This is a genomic window from Janthinobacterium sp. GW822-FHT07A03 (assembly GCF_058798815.1).
Genome location: NZ_JBXAKW010000001.1, coordinates 720,397 through 742,520 on the forward strand (window position 1 = coordinate 720,397; position 22,124 = coordinate 742,520).

Below are 22,124 nucleotides of genomic sequence, written 5' to 3' on the forward strand. Positions count from 1 at the left end.
GGCGGCCTACACGGGCCGTGGCGCCGTCTTGCCCGGTTCGGCAGGACCGAAATGCAGGCCCAGCCGCAAGGCCAGGGCGCGCAGGGCGCCGCTTTCCTGCAGGTGCAGGGCCAGCGCGATGTGGCCGTCGGGGCGCACGAGGTAGGCCGCGTCGCGGCCCAGGCCGGCCAGCTTGGCGGCCACGTTATAGGTGTAGCAATGCACGGGCAGTTTCAGCACGCGCGCTTCGTCGAGCAGTTCGGGCGCCGGCTCGCCATAGATGTGCAATTGCCAATCCATGCTGCGCAGGGCGATAAAATTGTCTTGCGTGCCGTCCGAGAACCACGGCAGGCGGTCGCCGCCGCGCAGGTATTCCGCATGGCCGGCGGACAGGGCGCTGTCTTCATAGCTGATCTCGATTTGCGACACCGTCTTGAACAGCAAGCGGCGCGCCCGCGCGAAGCCGGACAGGAAGGGCAGCGCGTGCGGCACCAGCCATCGGCGCAGGAATTGCCCGGCGATGCCCTGCGCGACGATGGCCTGGAAGGCGCGGTCGGTGGTGGCGACGAGCTTGCGGGCAAACACGATGCGCTCGCTTTCATAGGTGTCGAGCAGGGCGTCGTTGCTTTGTCCGTGCAGCTTTTGCGCCAGTTTCCACGCCAGGTTGACGGCGTCGCCCAGGCCCGTATTCATGCCCTGGCCGCCCACGGGGCTGTGCAGATGGGCCGCGTCGCCGAGGATGAAGCAGCGCCGGGCGCGGAACTGGCCCGCCACGCGGTGATGGACTTTATAGGTGGAAAACCAGTTGACGTGTTCGACGTGGATGCCCAGCAGGGTTTCCACGTCGCCGCGCACGTCGTCGAAGACGGGCGCGGGCGCGCCTTCGGGACGGTCGGGCAGGATGCCGATCAGGCGCTGCATGCCGCTGGTGCGCACGGGCAACATCAGCGCAAAAGAGTTCGCGCCCAGGTGGGCGTGCAAGTCCGTGTTGTTGCCCGCCACTTGCGCATCGGCCACGTAGTACAGGTGGTCGTAGGTGCCGCCCGAGAATTCGAATCCGGCGATCTCGCGTACCTTGCTGCGGGCGCCGTCGCAGCCGCAGATATAGTCAAACGTGCAATATTGACGTTCGCCATTGTTGAGCAGGATGGCTTGCACTTCGCTATCGTCCTGCGTCCACAAGTCCAGCGTGACGTTCCATTCCACGTGCACGCCGGCCGCCGCCAGCTTGCTGATAAGAAAGCGTTCATGCTCGTCTTGGGGCAGGCTCAGCACGAAAGGGTAGGGGCTCAGCCCTTCGCCGATCTCGCCCAGCGCCAGTTTCACCAGCTCCTCGCCCCCTTCATGGATGTGCATGGCATTGATCTTGATGCCCAGGTGCACCAGTTCGTCGGCAAAGCCCAGCTGCTGGTAAAACTCCAGGGTGCGCGCATGCACGGCCATGGCCCGCGACGCCTGCCCGGGGCCGCTGTTTTTATCGATGATGCGGCAATCGACGCCATGGCGCGCCAGGCGCAAGGCAAGCATGAGGCCGGTAGGACCGGCGCCGACGATCAATACGGGAGGAGTATTCATGTCATCCAGTATAGGACAGGATGAGAAGCGGGGGCGGGACGATTGAAGTTGCTAGTCGGAAATGAAAATGTCCCGCCGGAGCGGGACATTCAGGGTGCTGCGTGCGCCTTGCGGCGCAGTAATTAGATGCCGCGCAGCAACTCGTTGATGCCCGTTTTTGCGCGGGTCTTTGCATCCACGCGCTTGACGATGACGGCGCAGTACAGCGAGTACTTGCCGTCTTCCGAAGGCAGGTTGCCCGAGACCACGACGGAACCGGCTGGCACGCGGCCGTAGGTCACTTCGCCCGTGGCGCGGTCGTAGATCTTGGTCGACTGGCCGATGTACACGCCCATCGAGATGACCGAGTTTTCTTCGACGATCACGCCTTCGACGATTTCCGAACGGGCGCCGATGAAGCAGTTGTCTTCGATGATGGTCGGGTTCGCTTGCATCGGTTCCAGCACGCCGCCGATGCCGACGCCGCCGGACAGGTGGACGTTCTTGCCGATCTGGGCGCAGGAGCCGACGGTGGCCCAGGTGTCGACCATGGCGCCTTCATCGACGTAGGCGCCGATGTTGACGTAGGACGGCATCAGCACGACGTTCTTGGCGATGAAGCTGCCGCGGCGGGCGACGGCTGGCGGCACCACGCGGAAGCCGCCCTTGGCGAAGTCTTCGGCCGTGTAGTTGGCGAACTTGGTCGGCACCTTGTCGTAGAACTGCATCGTGCCATCGGACGGCAGGACGACGTTGTCTTCCAGGCGGAACGACAGCAGCACGGCTTTCTTGACCCACTGGTTGACGACCCAGTCGCCCGAGGTTTTTTCCGCCACGCGGATGCTGCCGTTGTCCAGGCCATTGATGACGTGGGAGACGGCGTCGCGCAGTTCGGCCGTGCCGTTGCGCGGATTGATCTCGGCGCGGTTTTCCCAGGCCTGGTCGATGATGGTTTGCAGTTGTTGGCTCATGATGATGTCTTGTTCATTTAGTTGGTTGATGCGGATGCGGAAAGCTGCTGGCAGAATTTTACTATGCGCAACGCCGCTTCCAGCCCTTCGGCCGTTTCGGCCACCAGGGCCATGCGGATGCGGTTGCGGCCCGGATTGATGCCGTGCGCGTCGCGCGCCAGGTAGCTGCCAGGCAATACCGTGACATTATATTCGGCGTACAGGCGTTGCGCGAATTCGGTGTCGGACAGTCCCGTGCGGCTGACGTCGGCCCACAGGTAGAAGCCGGCGTCCGGCAATTGCACGTCCATCACCGATTGCAGCAGCGGCGTGATGGCGTCGAACTTGGCGCGGTACTTGGCGCGATTTTCCTCGACATGGGTTTCGTCGTTCCAGGCCGCGACGGAGGCCGCCTGCACGGCGGGGCTCATGGCGCCGCCGTGGTAGGTTCGGTAGAGCAGGAATTTTTTCAGTACTTCCGCGTCGCCGGCGACGAAGCCCGAGCGCATGCCCGGCACGTTCGAGCGCTTCGACAGGCTGGAAAACACCACCAGGCGCGCATACGGGCGCTCGATGGTGGACAGGCCCAGCATGTGGGCCGCCTGCAGCGCGCCCAGCGGGGGCGTGTCGCCGTGGTAGATCTCGGAATAGCATTCGTCGGCGGCGATGACGAAATCGTAGCGCTCGGACAGGGCGAACAGGTGTTCCCAGTCCGTCAGGGTCAGCACGGCGCCCGTTGGGTTGCCCGGCGAACACAGGAACAGCAGCTTGACCTTTTCCCACACGCTGGCCGGTACGCTGTCGTAATCGCAGCCGAAATTGCGCGTGGGGTCGGAGTTGACGAAATACGGTTCGGCGCCGGCCAGGTAGGCCGCGCCTTCATAGATCTGGTAAAACGGATTCGGGCTGATCACGAGCGAGCCGGCCGATGGATCGATCACCGTTTGCGCCAGCGCAAACAGCGCTTCGCGCGAACCGTTCACGGGCAGGATTTGCGTGGCAGGATTGAGCTTGGGGATGCCGTAGCGGCGTTCCAGCCAGCCGGCAATGGCGCTGCGCAAGGCTTCCGAACCGATGGTGGTCGGATAGCTGGCCAGGCCGTGGATATTGTCGACCAGCGCCTGCTCGATGAAGGCTGGCGTCGGGTGCTTGGGTTCGCCCATGCCCAGGCTGATGGGCGCATACTCGGGGTTGACCGTTACGCCGGCAAACAGCTGGCGCAGCTTTTCGAATGGATATGGTTGCAGTTTAGCAAGAAGTGGATTCACGGAACGGACCAGGGCAAGAGTGGAAAGACGATGTTGCTGAGCGATGTAGCTTGGTAATGACTGGACGATTGCTTGGCGCGGCAGACTTGATGCCGGTCAAATAATAAGCTGCGTCTTTCATTATAGCCGTCCTCGCGGGGCCGCTGTGCAAGCCGCGTCAGCTTGATCGTTGCCCGCCTGCTCCGGGCAGGCCGCAGCGGGGAGTGCCGCGCCATGGCGCGGCAAGGTAAAATACGCCATGCCTATCTTACTTCCCACCTTGCTTGCCATTGAAACTTCGTCCGAACTCGCCTCCTGCGCCTTGTTGCGCGGCGATGTCGTCCTGTCCCGCGCGTCGTCGGGCGTGCGCACCCATTCCCAGTCGATCTTGCCGATGGTGCAGGAATTGCTGGCTGAAGCGGGCGTGACCCTGGCCGACGTCGACGCCATCGCCTACGGCTCCGGCCCCGGCTCGTTTACGGGTGTGCGCACGGCCTGCGGCATCGCGCAGGGCCTGGCCTATGGCGCCAATTTGCCCGTCGTGCCCGTCGTCACGCTCGACGCCATGGCCCTCGCGTGCCACCAGCAGCATGGCGCACAGCACATCGTGACCGTGCTCGACGCCCGCATGGGCGAAGTGTACTGGGCGCAGTATGACTATCAAGACGGCTTGCAAGCCGTGCTGCCGCCGGCCCTGAGCGCGCCGGGCGGCGTGGCGCCGCAAGGCGACGTGGCCGGCTGCGGCAACGGTTTTAGCGCCTATGCCGACGCATTGGCTGCGCTGCCGTGCGCCGCCACGGCCGACGCCGCCATCATGCCGCACGCCGTGCAGGTGGCGCAGCTGGCGCGCATCGCGTTTGCGGCCGGTCGGTTCGTGACGGCGGCCGAGGCGCAGCCTTTGTATTTGCGCAACAAGATCGCTTATACCAGTGCCGAACGCCTCGACATGCAACAGGCCAAGGCCGCTGCGGAGTCCGCGCAATGAGCGTAGCGGGCCAGGACAATGCTGCCGGCTGGGACTTGCTGCGCCTCGACTATCAGCCGATGCGTGAGGCGGACTTGATTGAGGTGCTGGCGCTGGAGCAGCGCGTCTACCCGCATCCCTGGACGCACGGCAACTTCGTCGATTCGCTCAAGAGCGGCTACCCGGCCTGGGTGCTGCGCGACGTGGATGGCACCTTGCTCGGCTACTTCTTGCTGATGCTGGTCGTCGACGAAGCGCACCTGCTCAACGTGGCCGTCGAGGGCGCCATCCAGGGCCAGGGGCTGGGCCGCTTCCTGCTGAACCAGTCCTGCGCCTGCGCGCGCCAGCTGGGCATGGAATCGATGCTGCTGGAAGTGCGCCCGTCGAATACGCGCGCGCTCGATATCTACCAGCGTTATGGATTTGAACAGATCGGCCGGCGCAAGGGATACTATCCGGCCAGCAACTCGCAACGTGAGGACGCCATCGTGATGCGTTATACCTTATGAGCCGCAGCGCCGTTTTCCTCGATGAAATGGGTGTCGGCCCCCTGTGGCGCCTGCGCCAGGGCGCCGCGCCCGAGGCCGTTGATATTGTCGTCGAGGCCCCTGTGGAACTGGAAGTGGCCATGGCGGAACCCGTGGCCGAAGTTGCCGCACCTGTCGCTGTCCCGGCGCCTGTGGTCGAAGTGCCGGCCGAGGTGGCAGTCGTGGACACTGTGGAGGTTGCGGCGCCCGTCGTCGTTGCCGCTACGCCAGTGCCTGCCGCCGCGCCCGACGACACGGCCTGGTTCGACGATGCGCCTCCGCCGCCGCCCGCCAGGCAGCTCAGCGACGCGGATATCGCCGCCCTCGACTGGGATGGCTTGACGGCCGCCGTCGCCAAGTGCGCGCGCTGCGACTTGTGCAAGACGCGCAAGGGCGTCGTCATGGGCCGTGGCGACCGCCAGGGCGACTGGCTGATGCTGGCCAGCAGCCCCTCGCGCCTGGAAGAGCGGGAAGGGCGCGCCTTGCCGGGCGAGCAGGGCAAATTGCTCGACAATATGTTGAAAGCCATCGCCGTCGATGCGGGCAGCGATGTCTATATTACCCACTTGCTGAAATGCCGTCCGCTCGACGAGGCGGGCCAGGAACGCTTGCCCACCGAGGCCGAGTCCGCCGCCTGCCGCCCTTATTTTGACCGCGAACTGGCCCTGCTGCAGCCGCGCACCATCGTCACCCTCGGTTCGATGGCCGCCGCCGGCATCAATCCCGGCGAAAAGCCCGTACGGGGCAAGGTGCGCCAGCTGGGCAGTGCGTCCGTCGTGGCCACCTTCCACCCAGAGCAACTGTTGCAGGACGGGACGGGCAAGGCCAAGGCGCGCGCCTGGGCTGATTTGTGCCTGGCGAAAAGTACGCACGGTGGTTGATACGTCCGGCGGCACCTTCCAGGCCCGCTTCGAGCGCCGCTGGGGACATCTGACGCATCCCCGCGTGCGGGCGCTGGCCTGGCTGCTCGATTCGCCCGACTTGCTCGATCCCGTCAGCCTCCACTGGGGCGGGCGCATCGCCAGCTTGCCTCCCGTCACGCCTCCCGTGGCCGCCTGGCTGGCGGCGCTGCAGGATGACCCGTCGCCGCTCGATGCGGCGTTGGGGCCGAAATTCTATTCCCGCCTGGGCCTGTACGCTGAAAAGCTGCTGGCCTTTTATTTTGAGCAACACGGCGTGCTGGCTGCGCATGGCTTGCAAGTGCAGGTCAATCGCAACGACACGGTGGGCGAGTTCGATTTCCTGCTGCGCGACGAGAGTGAATTGTTGCACTGGGAATTTGCCACCAAGTTCTACCTGCTCGAAGGGGCGCCCGATCCCGGCGTCTTCAACCACTTGATCGGCCCCAACCTGGCCGATACCCTGGGCTTGAAGATGCGCAAGATTCTCGACAAACAACTGGCCCTGTCCCGCCACCCGGCCGCGCAAGGCTTGCTGGCGCAGCCCGTGCGCGCGGCGCAGGCGCTGGTCAAGGGCTGGCTGTTCTACGCGGCCGGCGTGACGCCCGCCATGGACGGCATTTCCCCGGAACACGGCCACGGCTTCTGGTGCACGCCAACACAATTACCGCAGCAGCGCTATGTCGTGCTGCCGCGCCTGCAATGGCTGGCGCCGTTCAAGGGGCGTGACGTGGAAGTGCTGGACGTGGAGGCCTTGTGTGCGCAGTTGTTTGATCTGGCGCAACCGGTGATGGTGGCCACGGTGGATACTGTCGAAGGTTGGGAAGTGGAGCGTACGCGCGGTTTTGTCGTGCCGCATGACTGGACGGAGCAGGCTGCCGCGCGGCGGCTGGCTGGTGTGTTGCCGATTTAAGACTCTGAACCCAAAACGAAATCCGGGGTCAGACTTTAAAGTCTGACCCAGTCCTTGCTTTGGGTTAGTGTTTTTGCTCGCCAATCAGCGACAGATTGTCATGCTCAGCCTGGTTCAGCTTGTGCTTGCGCATGATGGCGTACATGGTGCCGGCGACGAACAGGCCGAACAGGGTGATGATGATATTGAGCGGCAGGTGCAAGCGGATCATGATCGAATACACGGCCAGCATGGTGAGAATCGACAGGTTTTCATTGAAGTTCTGCACGGCGATGGAATGGCCAGCGCTCATCAGCACGTGGCCGCGATGTTGCAGCAGGGCATTCATCGGCACGACGAAGAAGCCGGACAGGGCGCCGATCAGGATCAGCAGCGGGTAGGCGATCCACACGGAGTGTACTTGCGTCATCATCATGACGATCACGCCCATGGCGATACCGAGCGGAATGACGGTCAGTGACTTGCGCAGCGGAATGAAGCGCGCCGACAGCACGGCGCCGGCCGCCACGCCGATGGCCACCACGCCCACCAGGCTGGTCGCCTTGTCGAACGGCATGTTCAGCGATTGCTTGGCCCATTCCAGCACGATCAGCTGCAAGGTGGCGCCGGCGCCCCAGAACAGGGTCGTCACGGCCAAGGTGATCTGGCCCAGCTTGTCTTTCCACAGGATGGAATAGCAATTGGCAAAATCGGTGATCAGTTTGATAGGATTGCGTTCCTGGTGCGGATACACGCAGCCCGTGTCGGGAATCTTCAGGTTGGCCAGGGTTGCCAGCGCATAGATGCCGACCACCACGCACAAGGCCGCTTCCGTCTTGTTGGTGATGCCCGTGTCGATCAGGGGGATGTCGATGGCGAGCAGCATGTCGGACACGTGGCCGCTGACGAGCGCGCCGCCCATGACGGTGCCGAGGATGATGGAGGTGACGGTCAAGCCTTCGATCCAGCCATTCGCCGCCACGAGCTTTTCCGGCGGCAGCAGTTCCGTCAGGATGCCGTACTTGGCGGGCGAATACACGGCCGCGCCAAAACCGACGACGGCGTAGGCCAGCAGCGGATGCACGTGGAAGAAGACGAGGGCGCAGCCGAAGATCTTGACCATGTTGGCGATGAACATGACCTTGCCTTTCGGCAAAGCATCCGCGAAGGCGCCGACAAAAGCGGCCAACAGCACGTAAAACAGCACGAACGACAATTTGAGTAGCGGCGTGATCCACGCCGGGGATTTCATGGACACCAATAAATCGACGGCGACAAAAAAGAGGGCGTTATCGGCCAGCGAGGAAAAGAACTGCGCCGCCATGATGGTATAAAAACCACGATTCATTCTGGAATGCCTGAAATCATATCTGGCTTGCTTTATACCACGAAAAAACGGCAAACCCCAAGTTTGGACGGGGCTGCTTTGCATAGTCTTGCCTAAGCGAAGCTTAATTATTCTGCCGTAGAAAAATACACATACATGTGAGCATTTTGTACATGGTGTCCTGTGCGCCGGTCTGGCTCCCGCTTGCGGCGCGCGCCGGCGGACCTGCTGGCGGCTTCTGCTTGCGGACCTGCTGGCGGCGCCCGCTTGCGGCCCATCCGGTAAAATACGGCTTTCCCACTTGCCGTGTGTCACGCTTATGCCCAGGCCACTCCTCGCCACCATCCATCTCGATGCCATGCAACACAATCTGGCGCGCGCCCGTGCCGCTGCCCGCGGCGCCAAGGTGTGGGCCGTCGTCAAGGCAAATGCCTATGGCCACGGCCTGGAACGGGCCATGCGGGGCTTTGCCGACGCCGATGGCCTGGCGCTGGTCGAGGTCGATTACGCCGTGCGCTTGCGCGAACTGGGCTGGAGCAAGCCCATCCTGCTGCTGGAAGGGTTTTTCGATGCCAGCGATTTGCCGCTCATGGCCCAATATGGCTTGAACGGCAGCGTGCATTGCGAGGAGCAGATCGCCATGCTGGCAGCGGCGCGCTTGCCGCACGCCATCGATGTGCACCTGAAAATGAATACGGGCATGAACCGCCTGGGTTTCACGCCGGCTGCCGTGGCGGGTGCCTATGCGCGCCTGCGCGCCATGCCGCATATCGGCACGATCACCCTGATGACGCATTTCGCCAATGCGGACGAGGCGGGGCCCACGCGCTTGCCTTTGGCCCAGCAGATGCTGCGTTTCGAAGCGGGCGCCTCCAGCATCGGTACGCCGCTGCCGCGCAGCCTGTGCAATTCGGCCGGCCTGCTGATGCACCATCTGGACAGCGACTGGGTGCGCCCCGGCATCATGCTGTATGGCGGCACGCCCAGCGGCGCTCCCGGCGGCACGTCCGCGCAAGCGTTCGGCTTGCTGCCCACGATGACCTTGCGCAGCAGTATCATCGGCATCCAGGACATCGCCGCCGGTGAGGTGGTCGGCTACGGCAGCCGCTACGAAGCGGCCGGCAACGTCAAGGTGGGCGTGGTGGCCTGCGGCTATGCGGACGGCTACCCGCGCCACGCGCCCGAAGGCACGCCCGTGCTGGTCGACGGCGTGCGCACGGGGCTGATCGGCAGGGTGTCGATGGACATGCTGATGGTCGACCTGACCCACGTGCCCGGCGCAAAGGTCGGCAGCGCCGTCACCCTGTGGGGCCAGGGCATGCCGATCGACGAGGTGGCCCTGGCCGCCGGCACCATCGGCTACGAGCTGATGTGCGCACTGGCGCCGCGCGTACCGGTGAACGAAGCGTAGGTGACGCGGAAGCGCGGTTTGTATATACTGTATATATAACCAGCTGTTTCATTTTACCCGGGCAAAGTACACCATGGCAAAAGTCAAGACCATCTACACCTGCAGCGATTGCGGCGCCATCAGTAATAAATGGATGGGGCAATGCACTTCGTGCAACCAGTGGAATACCATGGTGGAAACCCTGCCCGAGACGGGCGGCAACAACCGTTATTCGAACCCGCAGCACATGTCGCTGGCGCAGACGGCGCCCGTGCTGTCGCTCGACGATATCGACGCCATCGACGTGCCCCGTTTCGGCACGGGCATCGAGGAATTCGACCGTGTGCTGGGCGGCGGCATGGTGGCGGGCGGCGTGGTGCTGATCGGCGGCGATCCCGGCATCGGCAAGTCGACCCTGCTGCTGCAGGCGCTGGCGAACATGTCGCACCACAAGCGGGTGCTGTACGTCAGCGGCGAAGAGTCGGGCGCGCAGATCGCCCTGCGCGCCAAGCGGCTCGTCATCGACGCCAAGGAACTCAAATTGCAGGCGGAGATCCAGCTGGAAAAGATTCTTTCCACCTTGAACGACCTGAAGCCGGAAGTGGTGGTCATCGACTCGATCCAGACCGTGTATTCGGACGCCCTCAGCTCGGCGCCCGGTTCCGTGGCGCAAGTGCGCGAATGCGCGGCGCAGCTGACGCGGGCGGCCAAGCAGACGGGCGTGACCATCATCCTGGTGGGCCACGTGACGAAAGAGGGCGCGCTGGCCGGCCCTCGCGTGCTCGAGCACATCGTCGACACGGTGCTGTATTTCGAGGGCGACGCCCATTCCAGCTTCCGCCTCGTGCGCGCCATCAAGAACCGTTTCGGCGCCGTCAATGAACTGGGCGTGTTCGCCATGACGGAAAAGGGCTTGAAAGGGGTCTCGAACCCGTCGGCCCTGTTCCTGTCGCAGCATGACAACCAGGTGCCAGGCTCGTGCGTGATGGTGACGCAGGAAGGCACGCGCCCCTTGCTGGTGGAAATCCAGGCCCTGGTCGACACCAGCCACCTGCCGAATGCGCGCCGGCTGTCTGTCGGCCTGGAGCAGAACCGCCTGGCCATGCTGCTGGCCGTGGCGCACCGTCACGCGGGTATCGCCGCCTTTGACCAGGACGTCTTCATCAATGCCGTCGGCGGCGTCAAAATTACGGAACCGGCGGCCGACCTGGCCGTGTTGCTGGCGATTAACTCGTCGATGCGCAACAAGCCCTTGCCAAGGGGACTCGTGGTGTTTGGCGAGGTGGGGCTGGCCGGCGAGATCCGCCCCGCGCCACGGGGCCAGGAGCGCTTGCGCGAAGCGGCCAAGCTGGGCTTTACCCTGGCCGTGGTGCCCAAGTCCAACCTGCCGAAGCAAGTCATCGAAGGCCTCAAGGTCATCGGCGTCGAGCGCATCGATGAAGCGTTCAACAAGTTACGCGACCTGGAATAAGAACACCGAACCAAACCTACTGCGCGTCGCGATTTGCAGCCTGCGGTGCTCACTGACTCGGCGTCCCCGTGCATTCGCACAGCTGCGCTTCTCGGCTACAACTCACTTCCGCTCGCTACGGTTTTTTTCCGGTGTTCCAAGGCTCAACTTGGTATGGTTTAAATGCCAAGCTTGAGACAAGTCAAACTAAATTTCCGTTTAGAACTATAATATTTGTCCGATGGATTCGCGCAGCGAGTTCGCGTCGACAATGAATTGATAGAGAAGCGGAATACAGTGTCAGTTGAGCAAAGGCAGGGCGCACGTAAGATATTGCGTGCCAAGGCAATGTTGGTAATGGATGGCGCGGGTCCCGTGGCGGCGCGCACCCTCGACGTGGGACCGGGCGGCATGTCGGCCGTCATCGCGGAACCGGTGCCGACAGGTAAGCAAGGCAAGGTGCTGTTCGAGCTGTTTTACGACGGCTCGGCGCACATCATCGAGGCGCGCGTGTCCGTCTCGCACTGCATTTTCAGCAGTGCAGGTTTCAAGGTGGGACTCACTTTCCTGCAGCTGGACATGGCCGTCAGCAGCGCCATTTCGAAGTTCATGCGCTGAGGCACGCCTCGGGAGTGCGGTGGGTGAAATGCGCTAAAATGGTGCATATGGGTTTGCAGTCAGGAAAAACCTGTTCTGTTCGCTGTTTTGATATTCCGGTAATACTGCATAATTATCAACCAGAAGAGGGACGCCGCCGCGCCACGCGCGCCTGCCGTCCTTTTCGAGCGCTGCGCGCGGTCACGACCTGAACCGTGTGCCATGACCATATACCCGACGGGAACGCCTACCATGTTTAATTCGACCATCAACAGCAGGGCTTACACCAACAACACGCAGCAGACGACGCAGGGCAATATCTCGGCCGATGTGTATGCGAAGGTGGAGCGCCAGATGCAGTCGCAGAACACGGGCGTCGTCAAGCTCAATGCCAGCCTGGCGCGCGACCAGGCCAAGTTCTCGGGCCTGGGCCAGCTGCAATCGGCGCTGGCGAAATTCCAGACCGTGGCCAAGAACATGGCCGGCAGCGGCCTGGCCACGTCGGCCACGTCGACCACCAAGGATGTGCTGAGCGCCACCACTACCGACAAGGCCGTCAGCGGCAGCCATGAACTGAACGTCAAGCAGCTGGCGCAGGGGCAGACCCTGCAGAGCGGCGTGCAGAAATCGTCGAGCGCCGCCATCGGCACGGGCGCGCCGGCGCTGGTCAAGATCGAGGTGGGCACGGCCGACGGCAAGCAATTTACGCCCGGCAGCGGCAAGATCATTTCGCTGACGATAGACAGCAGCAACAATAGCCTCGACGGCATCGCCGCCGCGCTCAAGCAGCAGGGCATCGATGCCAGCGTGGTGAAGGGCGCCGATGGCTATTCGCTGGCCATCAATGGCAAGAGCGGCGCCGACAGCAGCATGCGCATCAGCGTGTCCGGCGACGCGGCCGTCAGCAACCTGCTCAGCTATGCGCCCGGCGCCGGCAAGGGCATGCAGCAGACGGCCGCCGCGCAGGACGCGCTGCTGACCGTCGACGGCAAGGACATCAAGAGCGCCACGAATACCCTGACGACGGCCGTCGAGGGCGTCACCATCGAATTGAAGAAAAAGGGCACGACGGACCTCGTCATCGCCAAGGACAGCAGCCAGATCGCGACCAACGTGGCCAGCTTCGTCACGGCCTACAATGAGCTCAACAGCAAGCTGCAGAGCCTGCAGCAGGGCGATTTGAAGTCCGATACGGCGCTGGGCCAGGTGCGCTCGCAGATGGAGCAAGTGCTGCGCACGGCCAGCACGGGCGTGCCATCGTCGGTGCTGGGCAGCGCCGGCGTGACCCTGGGCAAGAGCGGCGAACTGGTGCTCGACGACAAGAAACTCAAGGCGGCCATCGCGGCCGATCCGGACGCCGTCAGCAAGATGTTTACCAATAACGGCAAGGGCGTGGCGGACCAGTTCGCCAGCAAGATCGGCGAGCTGACGGGCGAAACGAGCATCATCCGCAAGGAAGTGCAGACGGTGGGCAAGGAGATCACTACGCTCACCAACAAGAAAGCCGTGCTGGCCAAGGCGCTGACGGCCCAGGCGCAGGCGCTGGTGAAGGCGTATTCGGCCCAGGAGCAGATGGGGACGAACTCGGCCTTGCCGGGTTATACGGGCAAGAATTCGCTCTTCGACTTCATGGCCTAAGGGCGCACCGCTAAAGCGCCCTGGCGGTGTTGCACCGCCTTGCCTTGAGCACTATATCGGCGCGCTTGCTATATTCGTTCGCCCTGCGCAAAGAAGGCCGACGGCGAACTGCCAAAGGTCTTCTTGAACATGGCGGAAAAGGCCGACTGGCTGGCGTAGCCCAGCTCTTCGGCCACCTGCGACAGCGGCACGCCGCGTGCGATCAGGGGCGCCGCGTGCGCCAGGCGCACCTGCTGGCGCCACTGGCCAAAACTCATGCCCAACTCCCGTTCGAACAGCCGCGCCAGGGTGCGCTCCGAGGCGCCGACCAGCTGCGCCCAGTGTTCCAGGGTCTGGTTACAGCCCGGTTTCTCGATCAGGCTGTCGCACAGGGTCTTCAGGCGCTTGTCGCTGGGCAAGGGGACGCGGATGGGGCGCGTGGACGAGCGTTTCAATTCATCAAGGATCAGTTCGGCCAGCAAGGCCTCGCGCGCCGGTTCCTGGCCCGGGTCCAGCTGTTCCAGCGCCATGATCAGCTGGCGCAGCAGGTTCGACACTTCCAGCACCTTGCAGTCGTGGCCCGCGAACGGCGCGCGCGCCGCATGGATGCACAGGGGACGCAAGCGGGTTTTTTCCAGTATCGTGACGGCATGTTCCACGTTGGGCGCGATCCAGATGGCGCGCATGGGCGGCAGCACCCAGCTGCTGTTGTTGGCGGTAATGCGCAGCACGCCTTCGAGCGCCATCGTAACCTGGCCCCAGGGATGGCTGTGTGGTAACAAGAATTCATCGGGTTGCAGGTCGCGCGCGATCATCGTCACGGGGATGGTCGCGCTGGGCGCTTCCCGCGGCGGACACATGCGGGTATGGTGGAGGATAGGTACACCCATCAGCTTGGCCTTAATTCGATAAATTATGTCGTTCTGTCGGAAAACAGACGATGGTATTTTGCATACACTTGAGCTTCACCAGTATAAGACAGGGTATGACATGATAACAACCAACTCGGCAAGGGACTTGCCACCGCCGTCACCGCCCACCTTGCGCAGCGATGCGCGCGTCATCGCCCTGGTGGGGCTGGCGCATGGCGTGTCGCACTTCTACCACCTGATCCTCGCGGCCCTGTTCGTCTGGCTGAAACCCGCATTCGGCCTGTCGTATGCGGAACTGGGCCTGCTGATGACGGTGTTCTTCATCATTTCGGGCGTGGGGCAGGCGCTGGCCGGCTTTGTCGTCGACCGCTTCGGCGCCCGCGCCGTGCTGTTTTCCGGCATTTTCCTGCTGGGCGTGTCGGCGCTGGCCCTGTCCGCCGCGCACAGCTATGCGGCGCTGATGCTGGGCGCCATGCTGGCCGGCATGGGCAATAGCGTGTTCCATCCGGCCGACTATACCATCCTCAACCAGCGCGTTTCGGCGGCCCGCGTGGCCTACGGCTTTTCCGTGCACGGCATCAGCGGCAATATCGGCTGGGCCCTGGCGCCGCTGTTCATGACCTATGTCGCCACCCATTACGACTGGCGAATCGCGCTGCAGTGCGCGGCCGTGCTGCCGTTCGGCGTGCTGCTGGTCCTGTTCCTGAACCGCCACGCCATCCGTCCCGAGCCGGTCAGGAAGGCGGCGCCAGGCCAGATCGCCGGCGGCGAAGGCACCTTGGACTTTTTGCGCCTGCCTGCCGTGTGGATGTGCTTTGCCTTCTTCTTCATTACCGCCATCGCCCTGGGCGGCATCCAGAGCTTTGCCAGCGTGGCCCTCGTCAAGCTGTACGGCATGAGCCTGGCGCTGGCCACCAGCGCCTACACGGCCTATATGCTGGCCTCGGCCGTGGGCATGCTGGCCGGCGGCGTGGTGGGCGCGCGCAGCAAGCAGCCGGACCGCAACGTGGCGATCGCCTTTTCCGCCGCGGCCCTGCTGGCCGTGCTGCTGTCCATGGCCGTCGTGCCGGCCTGGGGTGCCGTCGTGCTGATGGGTGCCATCGGCCTGACGTCGGGCGTGGCGGGACCGTCGCGCGACCTGATGATACGCGCGGCTGCGCCGAAGAATGCTACCGGGCGCGTGTATGGCGTCGTGTATTCGGGCCTCGACAGCGGCCTGGCCGTCGGTCCCCTGTTCTTTGGCGCGCTGATGGATGGCGACCATCCGGCCCTGTTATTCGTGTTCATCGGCCTGTTCCAGGCGCTGGCGATTGCCACGGCCGTGGGCGTGGGCGGCAAAACGCGTGCCGCGGCGCTGCAAAAGGCATAGAATTGTTGCCATCTGCCACGAAAGGAGTTCCCATGAACTTTGCCACCACCGACCTGTGCGACGACTATGCGGCCATGCTGGACGAGGGCACCCTGGCCGTGTTGCCGCCCGTGTACCGCGCCTTTGGCCAGCGCGTGCGTTTCAGCGGTCCCGCCGCCACCTTGCAAGTGTTCGAGGACAATGCCCTCGTGCGCAGCACCCTGGAAACGCCGGGCCAGGGCCGCGTGCTGGTGATCGATGGGGGCGGCAGCCTGCGCCGCGCGCTGGTGGGCGGCCAGCTGGGCGTGTTGGCCGAAAGCAACGGCTGGGCCGGCATCGTCGTCGATGGCTGTATCCGCGACAGCGAGGAAATCAATGTCTGCCAGATCGGCGTGCGCGCCCTGGCCACGCATCCGCGCAAGAGCGGCAAGACGGGCGCCGGCCAGCGCGACGTACGCGTGCAGATCAGCGGCGTGGCCGTGCATCCGGGTGACTGGATCTACGCCGATGCAGACGGCATCCTGGTGGCGCGGCAACAACTCGATTGACGGCGCGAGGGACGCGCCGTGCTGTCAGTGCCGTGCAGCGCGCCAGAAACGTTACAAATTATCCACATTCAATATATTTCTGCAAAGTTCTTTGATTTTCATCAAGGCTGAGATATGATTTCACTTAAGGTAACTTTAATGTCAATAAGGCAAGGAAATCAGATCATGAAAATCGCCACCATCGCAGCCGTTGTCGCTTTGTTTGCCGCAGGCACCGCCAGCGCCAGCCCCGTCAATCTGATCACGAATGGCGATTTCGAGACGGTTGCGCCCGGCTCCACGTTTTCCAGTGGCTTCCAGGTCGTCAACAACGGTTCCTCGGCCATCACGGGCTGGACCGTGGGCGCCAGTTCCGTCGACCTGATCCGCAATGCGTATAACGCCATCGATGGCTACAGCATCGATTTGCTCGGTACGCCAGGTCCCGGTTTCCTGTCGCAAAATTTCAATGTCGTTGCCGGCCAGACGTATAACCTGAGCTTTGACATGGCGCGCAATCCGGGCGGCCCCGCTGGCCAGGGCGTGAGCGTCAATTTCGGTGGCGTGGCCGGCAATTTCTACTCGACGGCTGCCGCTTCGAACACCTTGTACAGCAACACCCTGAGCTTCACGGCCGCTTCCACCGGTCTGGCGACCCTGTCGTTTGCCAGCGCCGCCAAGGCCGGCACGCCGTTCGACAACTACTCGGGCGCCGTCATCGACAACGTGTCCGTGAGCGCCGTGCCGGAACCGGAAACCTACGCCATGCTGCTGGCCGGCCTGGGCCTGATGGGTTTCCTGCGCCGCCGCAAGGCTGCCAAGTAATTCCAGCTTTGCTCCACGTCAAAACCGCCTGCGGCCATGCCCAGGCGGTTTTTGTTTTTCAGGGGCCGTGCGCGTAAGCCGCGCCCGGCAACTGCAGCCACGGCAGTCATTTAGCGGGCGACGTCGGCATTTCCCCGCAACGGACACGCCGCCGCTGCCGCCCCCATCCGCCGCACCAGTTCGCCGCGCAACTGCGTCAATCCATCGATGCGCGCATCGATTTCGCCCAGCTTGCGCGCCAGCGCCGCGCGCAGCTGGTCCGCCGTGGCGGGATCGCCGGCGGCCGCCAGCAGCGGCATGTCGGCTTCGATTTCCGCCAGGGTAAAGCCCAGCTGCTGCGCCGTGCGCAGGTAGCGCAGCCAGTCTGCCGCCTCGGGCGGGTAGTCGCGGTAGCCGTTCGCGCCGCGCCGCGCGCGCAGCAAGCCCCGTTTTTCATAGAAACGCAGGGTATCGCGGCTCAAGCCCGTCGCCTGCGCCATTTCGCCGATCTGCATGGTTCTTTTCTTTCATAAAATGCTTGACCCTGGAGTGTACTCCAGCCTCGATCATGGGCGCTTTCCACTGACAGGAGTTCCCCATGTTGTCCGTTTCCGCCTTCCGCCGCGTGGTGCGCGCCAGCGCCATTTATGATGTGCTCATGACGGCCCCGTTTACCACGCCGTGGACGTTCTTGCTGCTGCGCGAGCACTTGAGCGCCCTCAATGTGTCGCTGGGCGGCGTGCCGTTGCCCGCCTTCGAACCGTTTCATGTGCTCATCGGCAGCTTGTTTGGCAGCGTGGTGATGGTCTGGTCGGTACTGCGCATGCTCGACCCGCAGCCGCGTTTCGGCCGCTATGACGCGGCGGCCCGCTACCTGTTTTCCACCTGGATGGCGTGGGCCTTGCTGGTGACGGGCCAGCCCCTGCTGTGGCTGTTCCTCGTGCCGGAACTGGCCTGGGGCCTCGCGCAAAGCTTGCCATTGCAGCGCGCCGGGGCCGGGCGGGAAGGGCGCGCGCACGAATCGCTGTTGAGATGACGATAACGAAATGCAATAATGGCCGTGCTCGCAGTGCAACAATGACTGCAATGAACGACTCTAAGGGAATGACTATGCAGCAGGATGCCGCAGGAAAAAACATGGCGTTGCTCGATCCGGTGGTGGCGCCGCGCATCGCGGTGACGCGCCTGGTGACGGGCCTGCTGCAAGGCTTGCTGCTGTACTGGCTGTACAGCACGGCGCAAGACAAGGTGTGGCCCGCCACGGAAGCCTACCTGCTGGCGCCCTTGATGCTGATCGGCTTGCTGCTGCCCATCCTGCTGGTGTCCAGCCTGGGCCACATGTCGGCGAAGCGCATCGGCCTGTGGATGGCGGGCGCGGCCGTCGTGCTGGCCGTGCTGGCCTGGCACGACGTGGCGCGCGGCGCCGAACACGTGATCTGGGGCAATTACAAGCCGGGCGCGCCCCTGCGCGTGATTTCCGCCCAGCTGTTCGGTTTTTGCGTGGTGGGCTTGTATATCGCCCACGCGCTGGTGCTGGCCAGTGCCCAGGATGGCCAGCGCATCGCCCGCTACCCCACCTACTTCGAAATCGCCTGGAAGCTGGGCATCCAGCTGCTGTTTTCCCTGCTGTTCGTGCTGGGCCTGTGGCTGGTGCTGTGGCTGGGCGGACAATTGTTCCTGCTGATCAAGCTCAGTTTCCTGAAAAAGCTGCTGGGCCAGGCCTGGTTCGTGATTCCCGTCATCTGTTTCGCGTTCTCGTTCGCCATCCACATCACGGACGTGCGTCCATCCATCGTGCGCGGCATTCGTACCTTGCTGCTGGTACTGCTGTCGTGGCTGATGCCGATTGCCGCCGTGCTTGTTTCCGGTTTCCTGCTGACCCTGCCATTCATCGGCTTCGAGCGCCTGTGGGCCACGCGCCATGCGGCGTCCGTGCTGCTGGGCATGGCTGGCGTGCTGGTGGTGCTGATCAATGCCGCCTTCCAGAATGGCGAAGTGGGCCATGGCGTGGCGCGCGGCATCCGCCTCGGCACGCGCCTGGCCTGCCTGCTGCTGCCGTGGGTGGTGGGCATCGCCATCTATGCGCTGACCCTGCGCGTGATGTCGCATGGCTGGACGTCCGACCGCCTGATCGCCGCCGCCTGCCTGCTGATCGCCACCTGCTACGCCGCCGGCTATGCCTGGGCGGCCAGCAAGTACGGCGACTGGCTGCACCTGATCGCTAACGTCAACGTGGCCACCGCCTTTGTCACCCTGCTGGTGCTGTTCGCCCTGTTCTCGCCGCTGGCCGACCCGGCGCGCATTTCCGTGGCCAGCCAGATGGCGCGCCTGGACAGCGGTAAAGTGGGCGTGGACAAGTTCGATTTCGAATACCTGCGCTTCCAGGGTGCCCGCTATGGCCAGACGGCCTTGCAGGAATTGAGCAAACGCACGACGGGCACCGACGCGGCCATCGTGCGGGCGCGCGCCGAGGCCATGCTCAAGCGCCAGAACCGTCTCGACGAGACGGGCGCGCTGAGCGACGTGTCGATCAACCTGACCCTGCGCCCGGCCACGGCGAAGCTGCCGCAGAGTTTCCTGCGCCAGGACTGGACGCAAGTGAGCCCGGCCTGGCGCCTGCCCGCCTGCCTGAAGCGGGCAGGGCCCCAGTGCGACGCCTACCTGCTCGATTTCGATGGCGACGGCAAGCAGGACGTGCTGCTGATCAGTAATGACCCGCGCGCCTCGTCGGTGTTGCTGGCGGAAAAGGACGACGGCAGCTGGACCGCGCGCGGGCAAATCCCCACGGACGCCCTGCGCTGCAAGCCCCTGCGCGAAAAACTGCAGGCGGGCGAGTTCCAGCTGGTGCCGCCGAAAGTGCGCGAGCTGGAAGTCGACGGCCAGCGCGTGCCGATGACCTTATATACGCAGGAGGACGAGGTCAGCTGCCCGGAGGAGACGGCGCCGGGCCCGTAAATGGCGGTGGGAGGACTTGGCGCGCCGGAGCAAACGCGTGCCTTCGGTAGCGGCAATGACTCCGTGCGCCGGGCTGTTCCGGCCGTCCACGCCAGCCATCGCCATGGCCTCCCATTGCAGTTCGTTGTCCCGTGGCAACTAACTGGTCGGGTAGCGCATTTCCAGCGCCACGCCGCCAAGTTTGAAAACCAGGTTGGCTAAATTCCAGCCGTTGTATTTGTTGGCCGCGCGTGGAAAGTAGGTTTCGTTGTCGAGTATCAGGTGATAGTGGCCTGGAATCAGCTTGAAGTCCATGGCGAACAAGCCCGAGCGCGCCACATCGACGAAGTTATTGAAGGAATGATGGACCCGCTGTATATCGACAGCGTGATCAAAATCAATTTCCGAATTGTAAATTGCCCTGTCTTTGCCGTCGGGAAACCGCACCAGCAAGCGGTGAAAGACCGAGTAGTGATGCCGGTCCGCGCCCAGATGCATATCCGCCCGGGGGCCGACCTGCAATCGGGTGAGCACTTGCGCATGCATCCTGACGTCGATTTCCTGGCCTGTGTAGCTGAACAGATGCTGCATTACCAGACTGTGCTCCTGCGCGTCTGCCTTGTAGGCATTCTGGACCTGGAAATACGTCTCGGTAACCTCGCCTTCGCCATTGGTCAGCGGGTGTCTGCCGGGCGTGTGCGTTTCGTTAAAATACGTGACATGCGGATTGCCTGTAGGGAATGGCGTGTACTTGCGGCTTTGCGGCACACTGTCAGGAACGCCGCGACACAGCGGGCTGCCGTTAAAGATGCCCACAGCCAGCACCGGCTCGTCGGCACCAAACACCGGGTACAGCGCTGGCGTGGCGCTACGGAACCTGCTATCGATCGATACGTCAACTGTGGGCGCAGTCGCCGGGAAGTGCCATCTGTAGCGCGCGACCGTCACGCGCGTCGTCGCTACATCGCTCAGCACGGCCCTGTCATCGGAGGCGATCAGATCCAGGCAACCGAACGGCGCCTGACGCTGCTGCCCGGCCTGGGCCGGTGCGTAGCCATTCACCTCCATGGGCGGGACTTTGCCATCGCGCAAATCAGAAGGACGGAACAGCGAACGGGCATAAATGCCCTGGATCGCCGCTTGCGGAGAAGCCGCCAGCGGCCCTGTCGACTTTCTGCCCACCAGATTCAATGCGGCGCACAGCAAGTCGGTACGCAGCAGTATCTCGTCCACATGCACAGGAAACTCGCGTGCGCTCATGCCCATGTCCCTCATGCCGGCGCGCATGATGGGATCGAGCGACAGGAAAACCAAATCCTCGACTGCGGCGGTATAAGCCTCAGTCTGCTCGCGCATCAACAATCCGAAGTTTTGCTGCAGATATTGCTCGATGCGCTTGGCAGCGAATGGGTCGGTACTGAGTGCCAGGCAATGCACGCACAGCCCCTTCAGCTGGACAGAGACAGCCTGGAGGAAATATCCCTCGAGCACCAGATATGCCGCCTCGCGGCTGATCTTCTTGTTGCGCACCTGCTGCGCCAGCTCCTTGGCCCAATGATCGAGCAATGAATCCTGCCCAAATGCCGCTTGCGCCAAGACCCGGCGGATGGTATCGATGCAATCCGGCATATCGGCTACGTACGACGCGAACTCATGAGCCGCTTTCGTCAGATATTCCGGCGTCATGCCTGGAAAGTGCGGCATATTTTCCGTCAGTAGCCGCAAAGAGATGGCGCTGCCAGTGGCATCGGCCTTCAGCAGGCTGGCGTCGGCGTAGCCATAGGCGACATCGATGCGTCCCATGGCCGCCAGCAAGGTTTCCACCTTCAGGCTCTTTTCCATGAAATTGTGCAACTCGTCCAGTTTCAACAGAATTTCCAAGGTCATGGACGTGACCCGGTCCAGCGAGCGTTGGACTTCAGTCAGCTTGTCACTGATTACGTCCAGCTTGCCAGCCAGGTCCGGGCCGCCCATGCCGACCGCACCCAGGAATTCCTGGAACAGCATGCCAGCGGCCGCCCCGACGATCCCGCTGGCGGCATTCTTGCCGACCCACTTGGTCAAACTGCCCGCCGCTGCCCATGACAAGGAGTTCAGTTGCAAACTCGGCGCGCCCAGCATCGCTGCCGCAGCATCGGGATCCCGCTGTGTATTGCTGTGCATACCGTCATCCTTGTCATATTGATCAGAATGACAACTGTATCTGAAAGATGGTGTTGCTAGAAATTATTTGTGCTGCGTGCACA

19 protein-coding genes and 1 pseudogene are annotated in these 22,124 nt (G+C 63.4%); 13 read left to right on the plus strand and 7 right to left on the minus strand.

All coding sequences use genetic code 11. The features are described 5' to 3' along the window. Window positions 1-6: 6 nt before the first annotated feature. The 3 genes from AC1RJW_RS03330 to dapC all read right to left on the minus strand — a co-directional run bounded on the left by AC1RJW_RS03330 (window position 7) and on the right by dapC (window position 3,751). The gene (locus tag AC1RJW_RS03330; RefSeq protein WP_493043416.1) at window positions 7-1,554 is read right to left on the minus strand and encodes an FAD-dependent oxidoreductase; all 1,548 of its coding nucleotides are present in this window, start codon (window positions 1,552-1,554) and stop codon (window positions 7-9) included. 122 nt (window positions 1,555-1,676) lie between these two features. Beyond that, a complete protein-coding gene (dapD, locus tag AC1RJW_RS03335; protein WP_070223998.1) occupies window positions 1,677-2,504 on the minus strand; it encodes a 2,3,4,5-tetrahydropyridine-2,6-dicarboxylate N-succinyltransferase in 828 nt (275 codons plus the stop codon). A gap of 17 nt (window positions 2,505-2,521) precedes the next feature. Continuing rightward, entirely contained in the window at window positions 2,522-3,751 is a 1,230-nt protein-coding gene (gene dapC, locus AC1RJW_RS03340; RefSeq protein ID WP_493043418.1) for a succinyldiaminopimelate transaminase, read from the minus strand. A gap of 238 nt (window positions 3,752-3,989) precedes the next feature. Here dapC and tsaB point away from each other — a divergent pair, with 238 nt between their 5' ends. From tsaB to AC1RJW_RS03360, 4 genes are read left to right on the plus strand one after another with little or no spacing between them, the layout of a single operon-like run. Continuing rightward, window positions 3,990-4,715 carry a tRNA (adenosine(37)-N6)-threonylcarbamoyltransferase complex dimerization subunit type 1 TsaB gene (tsaB, locus tag AC1RJW_RS03345; protein ID WP_493043420.1) on the plus strand — a complete coding sequence of 242 codons (726 nt, stop codon included), beginning with the start codon at window positions 3,990-3,992 and terminating at the stop codon, window positions 4,713-4,715. Further along, a complete protein-coding gene (rimI, locus tag AC1RJW_RS03350) occupies window positions 4,712-5,203 on the plus strand; it encodes a ribosomal protein S18-alanine N-acetyltransferase (RefSeq protein WP_493043422.1) in 492 nt (163 codons plus the stop codon). The genes tsaB and rimI overlap by 4 nt, the downstream gene beginning before the upstream one ends. Beyond that, window positions 5,200-6,102 carry a uracil-DNA glycosylase gene (locus AC1RJW_RS03355; RefSeq protein ID WP_493043424.1) on the plus strand — a complete coding sequence of 301 codons (903 nt, stop codon included), beginning with the start codon at window positions 5,200-5,202 and terminating at the stop codon, window positions 6,100-6,102. The genes rimI and AC1RJW_RS03355 overlap by 4 nt, the downstream gene beginning before the upstream one ends. Next, the gene (locus AC1RJW_RS03360; RefSeq protein WP_493043426.1) at window positions 6,095-7,033 is read left to right on the plus strand and encodes a DUF1853 family protein; all 939 of its coding nucleotides are present in this window, start codon (window positions 6,095-6,097) and stop codon (window positions 7,031-7,033) included. Before AC1RJW_RS03355 ends, AC1RJW_RS03360 begins: the two co-directional genes overlap by 8 nt. A gap of 64 nt (window positions 7,034-7,097) precedes the next feature. Here the strand turns inward: AC1RJW_RS03360 and lplT are convergent, their stop codons facing one another. Continuing rightward, a complete protein-coding gene (gene lplT, locus AC1RJW_RS03365) occupies window positions 7,098-8,360 on the minus strand; it encodes a lysophospholipid transporter LplT (protein WP_493043428.1) in 1,263 nt (420 codons plus the stop codon). 298 nt (window positions 8,361-8,658) lie between these two features. On the opposite strand from lplT, the gene alr reads away from it, so the two are divergent. From alr to fliD, 4 genes are all read left to right on the plus strand, one after another. Continuing rightward, window positions 8,659-9,750 (plus strand): alanine racemase, encoded by a 1,092-nt coding sequence (gene alr, locus AC1RJW_RS03370; protein ID WP_493043430.1) that lies wholly within the window; start codon window positions 8,659-8,661, stop codon window positions 9,748-9,750. A 73-nt stretch (window positions 9,751-9,823) separates the two neighbouring features. Beyond that, entirely contained in the window at window positions 9,824-11,200 is a 1,377-nt protein-coding gene (gene radA / locus AC1RJW_RS03375) for a DNA repair protein RadA (RefSeq protein ID WP_046683923.1), read from the plus strand. A gap of 276 nt (window positions 11,201-11,476) precedes the next feature. Next, window positions 11,477-11,797, plus strand: a complete 321-nt coding sequence (locus AC1RJW_RS03380) for a PilZ domain-containing protein (protein ID WP_436494963.1) — start codon at window positions 11,477-11,479, stop codon at window positions 11,795-11,797. Window positions 11,798-12,028: 231 nt separating this feature from the next. Further along, on the plus strand, window positions 12,029-13,414 hold the full coding sequence (fliD, locus tag AC1RJW_RS03385) for a flagellar filament capping protein FliD (protein ID WP_493043433.1): 1,386 nt from the start codon (window positions 12,029-12,031) through the stop codon (window positions 13,412-13,414). Window positions 13,415-13,482: 68 nt separating this feature from the next. On the opposite strand, the gene AC1RJW_RS03390 is transcribed toward fliD, so the two are convergent. After that, window positions 13,483-14,283 (minus strand): AraC family transcriptional regulator, encoded by an 801-nt coding sequence (locus AC1RJW_RS03390; RefSeq protein WP_493043435.1) that lies wholly within the window; start codon window positions 14,281-14,283, stop codon window positions 13,483-13,485. Between the two features lie 100 nt (window positions 14,284-14,383). Here AC1RJW_RS03390 and AC1RJW_RS03395 point away from each other — a divergent pair, with 100 nt between their 5' ends. From AC1RJW_RS03395 to AC1RJW_RS03405, 3 genes are all read left to right on the plus strand, one after another. Then, window positions 14,384-15,634 (plus strand): MFS transporter, encoded by a 1,251-nt coding sequence (locus AC1RJW_RS03395; protein WP_493043437.1) that lies wholly within the window; start codon window positions 14,384-14,386, stop codon window positions 15,632-15,634. A 32-nt stretch (window positions 15,635-15,666) separates the two neighbouring features. After that, window positions 15,667-16,161: a ribonuclease E activity regulator RraA gene (rraA, locus tag AC1RJW_RS03400; RefSeq protein WP_493043439.1), complete on the plus strand. Its 495-nt coding sequence runs from the start codon at window positions 15,667-15,669 to the stop codon at window positions 16,159-16,161. 165 nt (window positions 16,162-16,326) lie between these two features. Next, window positions 16,327-16,965: a choice-of-anchor C family protein gene (locus AC1RJW_RS03405; protein ID WP_493043441.1), complete on the plus strand. Its 639-nt coding sequence runs from the start codon at window positions 16,327-16,329 to the stop codon at window positions 16,963-16,965. Window positions 16,966-17,075: 110 nt separating this feature from the next. Here AC1RJW_RS03405 and AC1RJW_RS03410 read toward each other — a convergent pair whose 3' ends face one another. Next, on the minus strand, window positions 17,076-17,459 hold the full coding sequence (locus AC1RJW_RS03410) for a MerR family transcriptional regulator (protein WP_493043443.1): 384 nt from the start codon (window positions 17,457-17,459) through the stop codon (window positions 17,076-17,078). A gap of 83 nt (window positions 17,460-17,542) precedes the next feature. Between AC1RJW_RS03410 and AC1RJW_RS03415 the strand changes: the two genes are divergently transcribed. After that, the gene (locus AC1RJW_RS03415; RefSeq protein WP_493043445.1) at window positions 17,543-17,980 is read left to right on the plus strand and encodes a hypothetical protein; all 438 of its coding nucleotides are present in this window, start codon (window positions 17,543-17,545) and stop codon (window positions 17,978-17,980) included. A 272-nt stretch (window positions 17,981-18,252) separates the two neighbouring features. Beyond that, window positions 18,253-19,899, plus strand: a pseudogene (locus tag AC1RJW_RS03420) (DUF4153 domain-containing protein); the annotation flags it as partial. Window positions 19,900-20,037: 138 nt separating this feature from the next. On the opposite strand, the gene AC1RJW_RS03425 reads toward AC1RJW_RS03420, so the two are convergent. Continuing rightward, window positions 20,038-22,041: a hypothetical protein gene (locus AC1RJW_RS03425; protein ID WP_493043447.1), complete on the minus strand. Its 2,004-nt coding sequence runs from the start codon at window positions 22,039-22,041 to the stop codon at window positions 20,038-20,040. Window positions 22,042-22,124 lie beyond the last annotated feature (83 nt).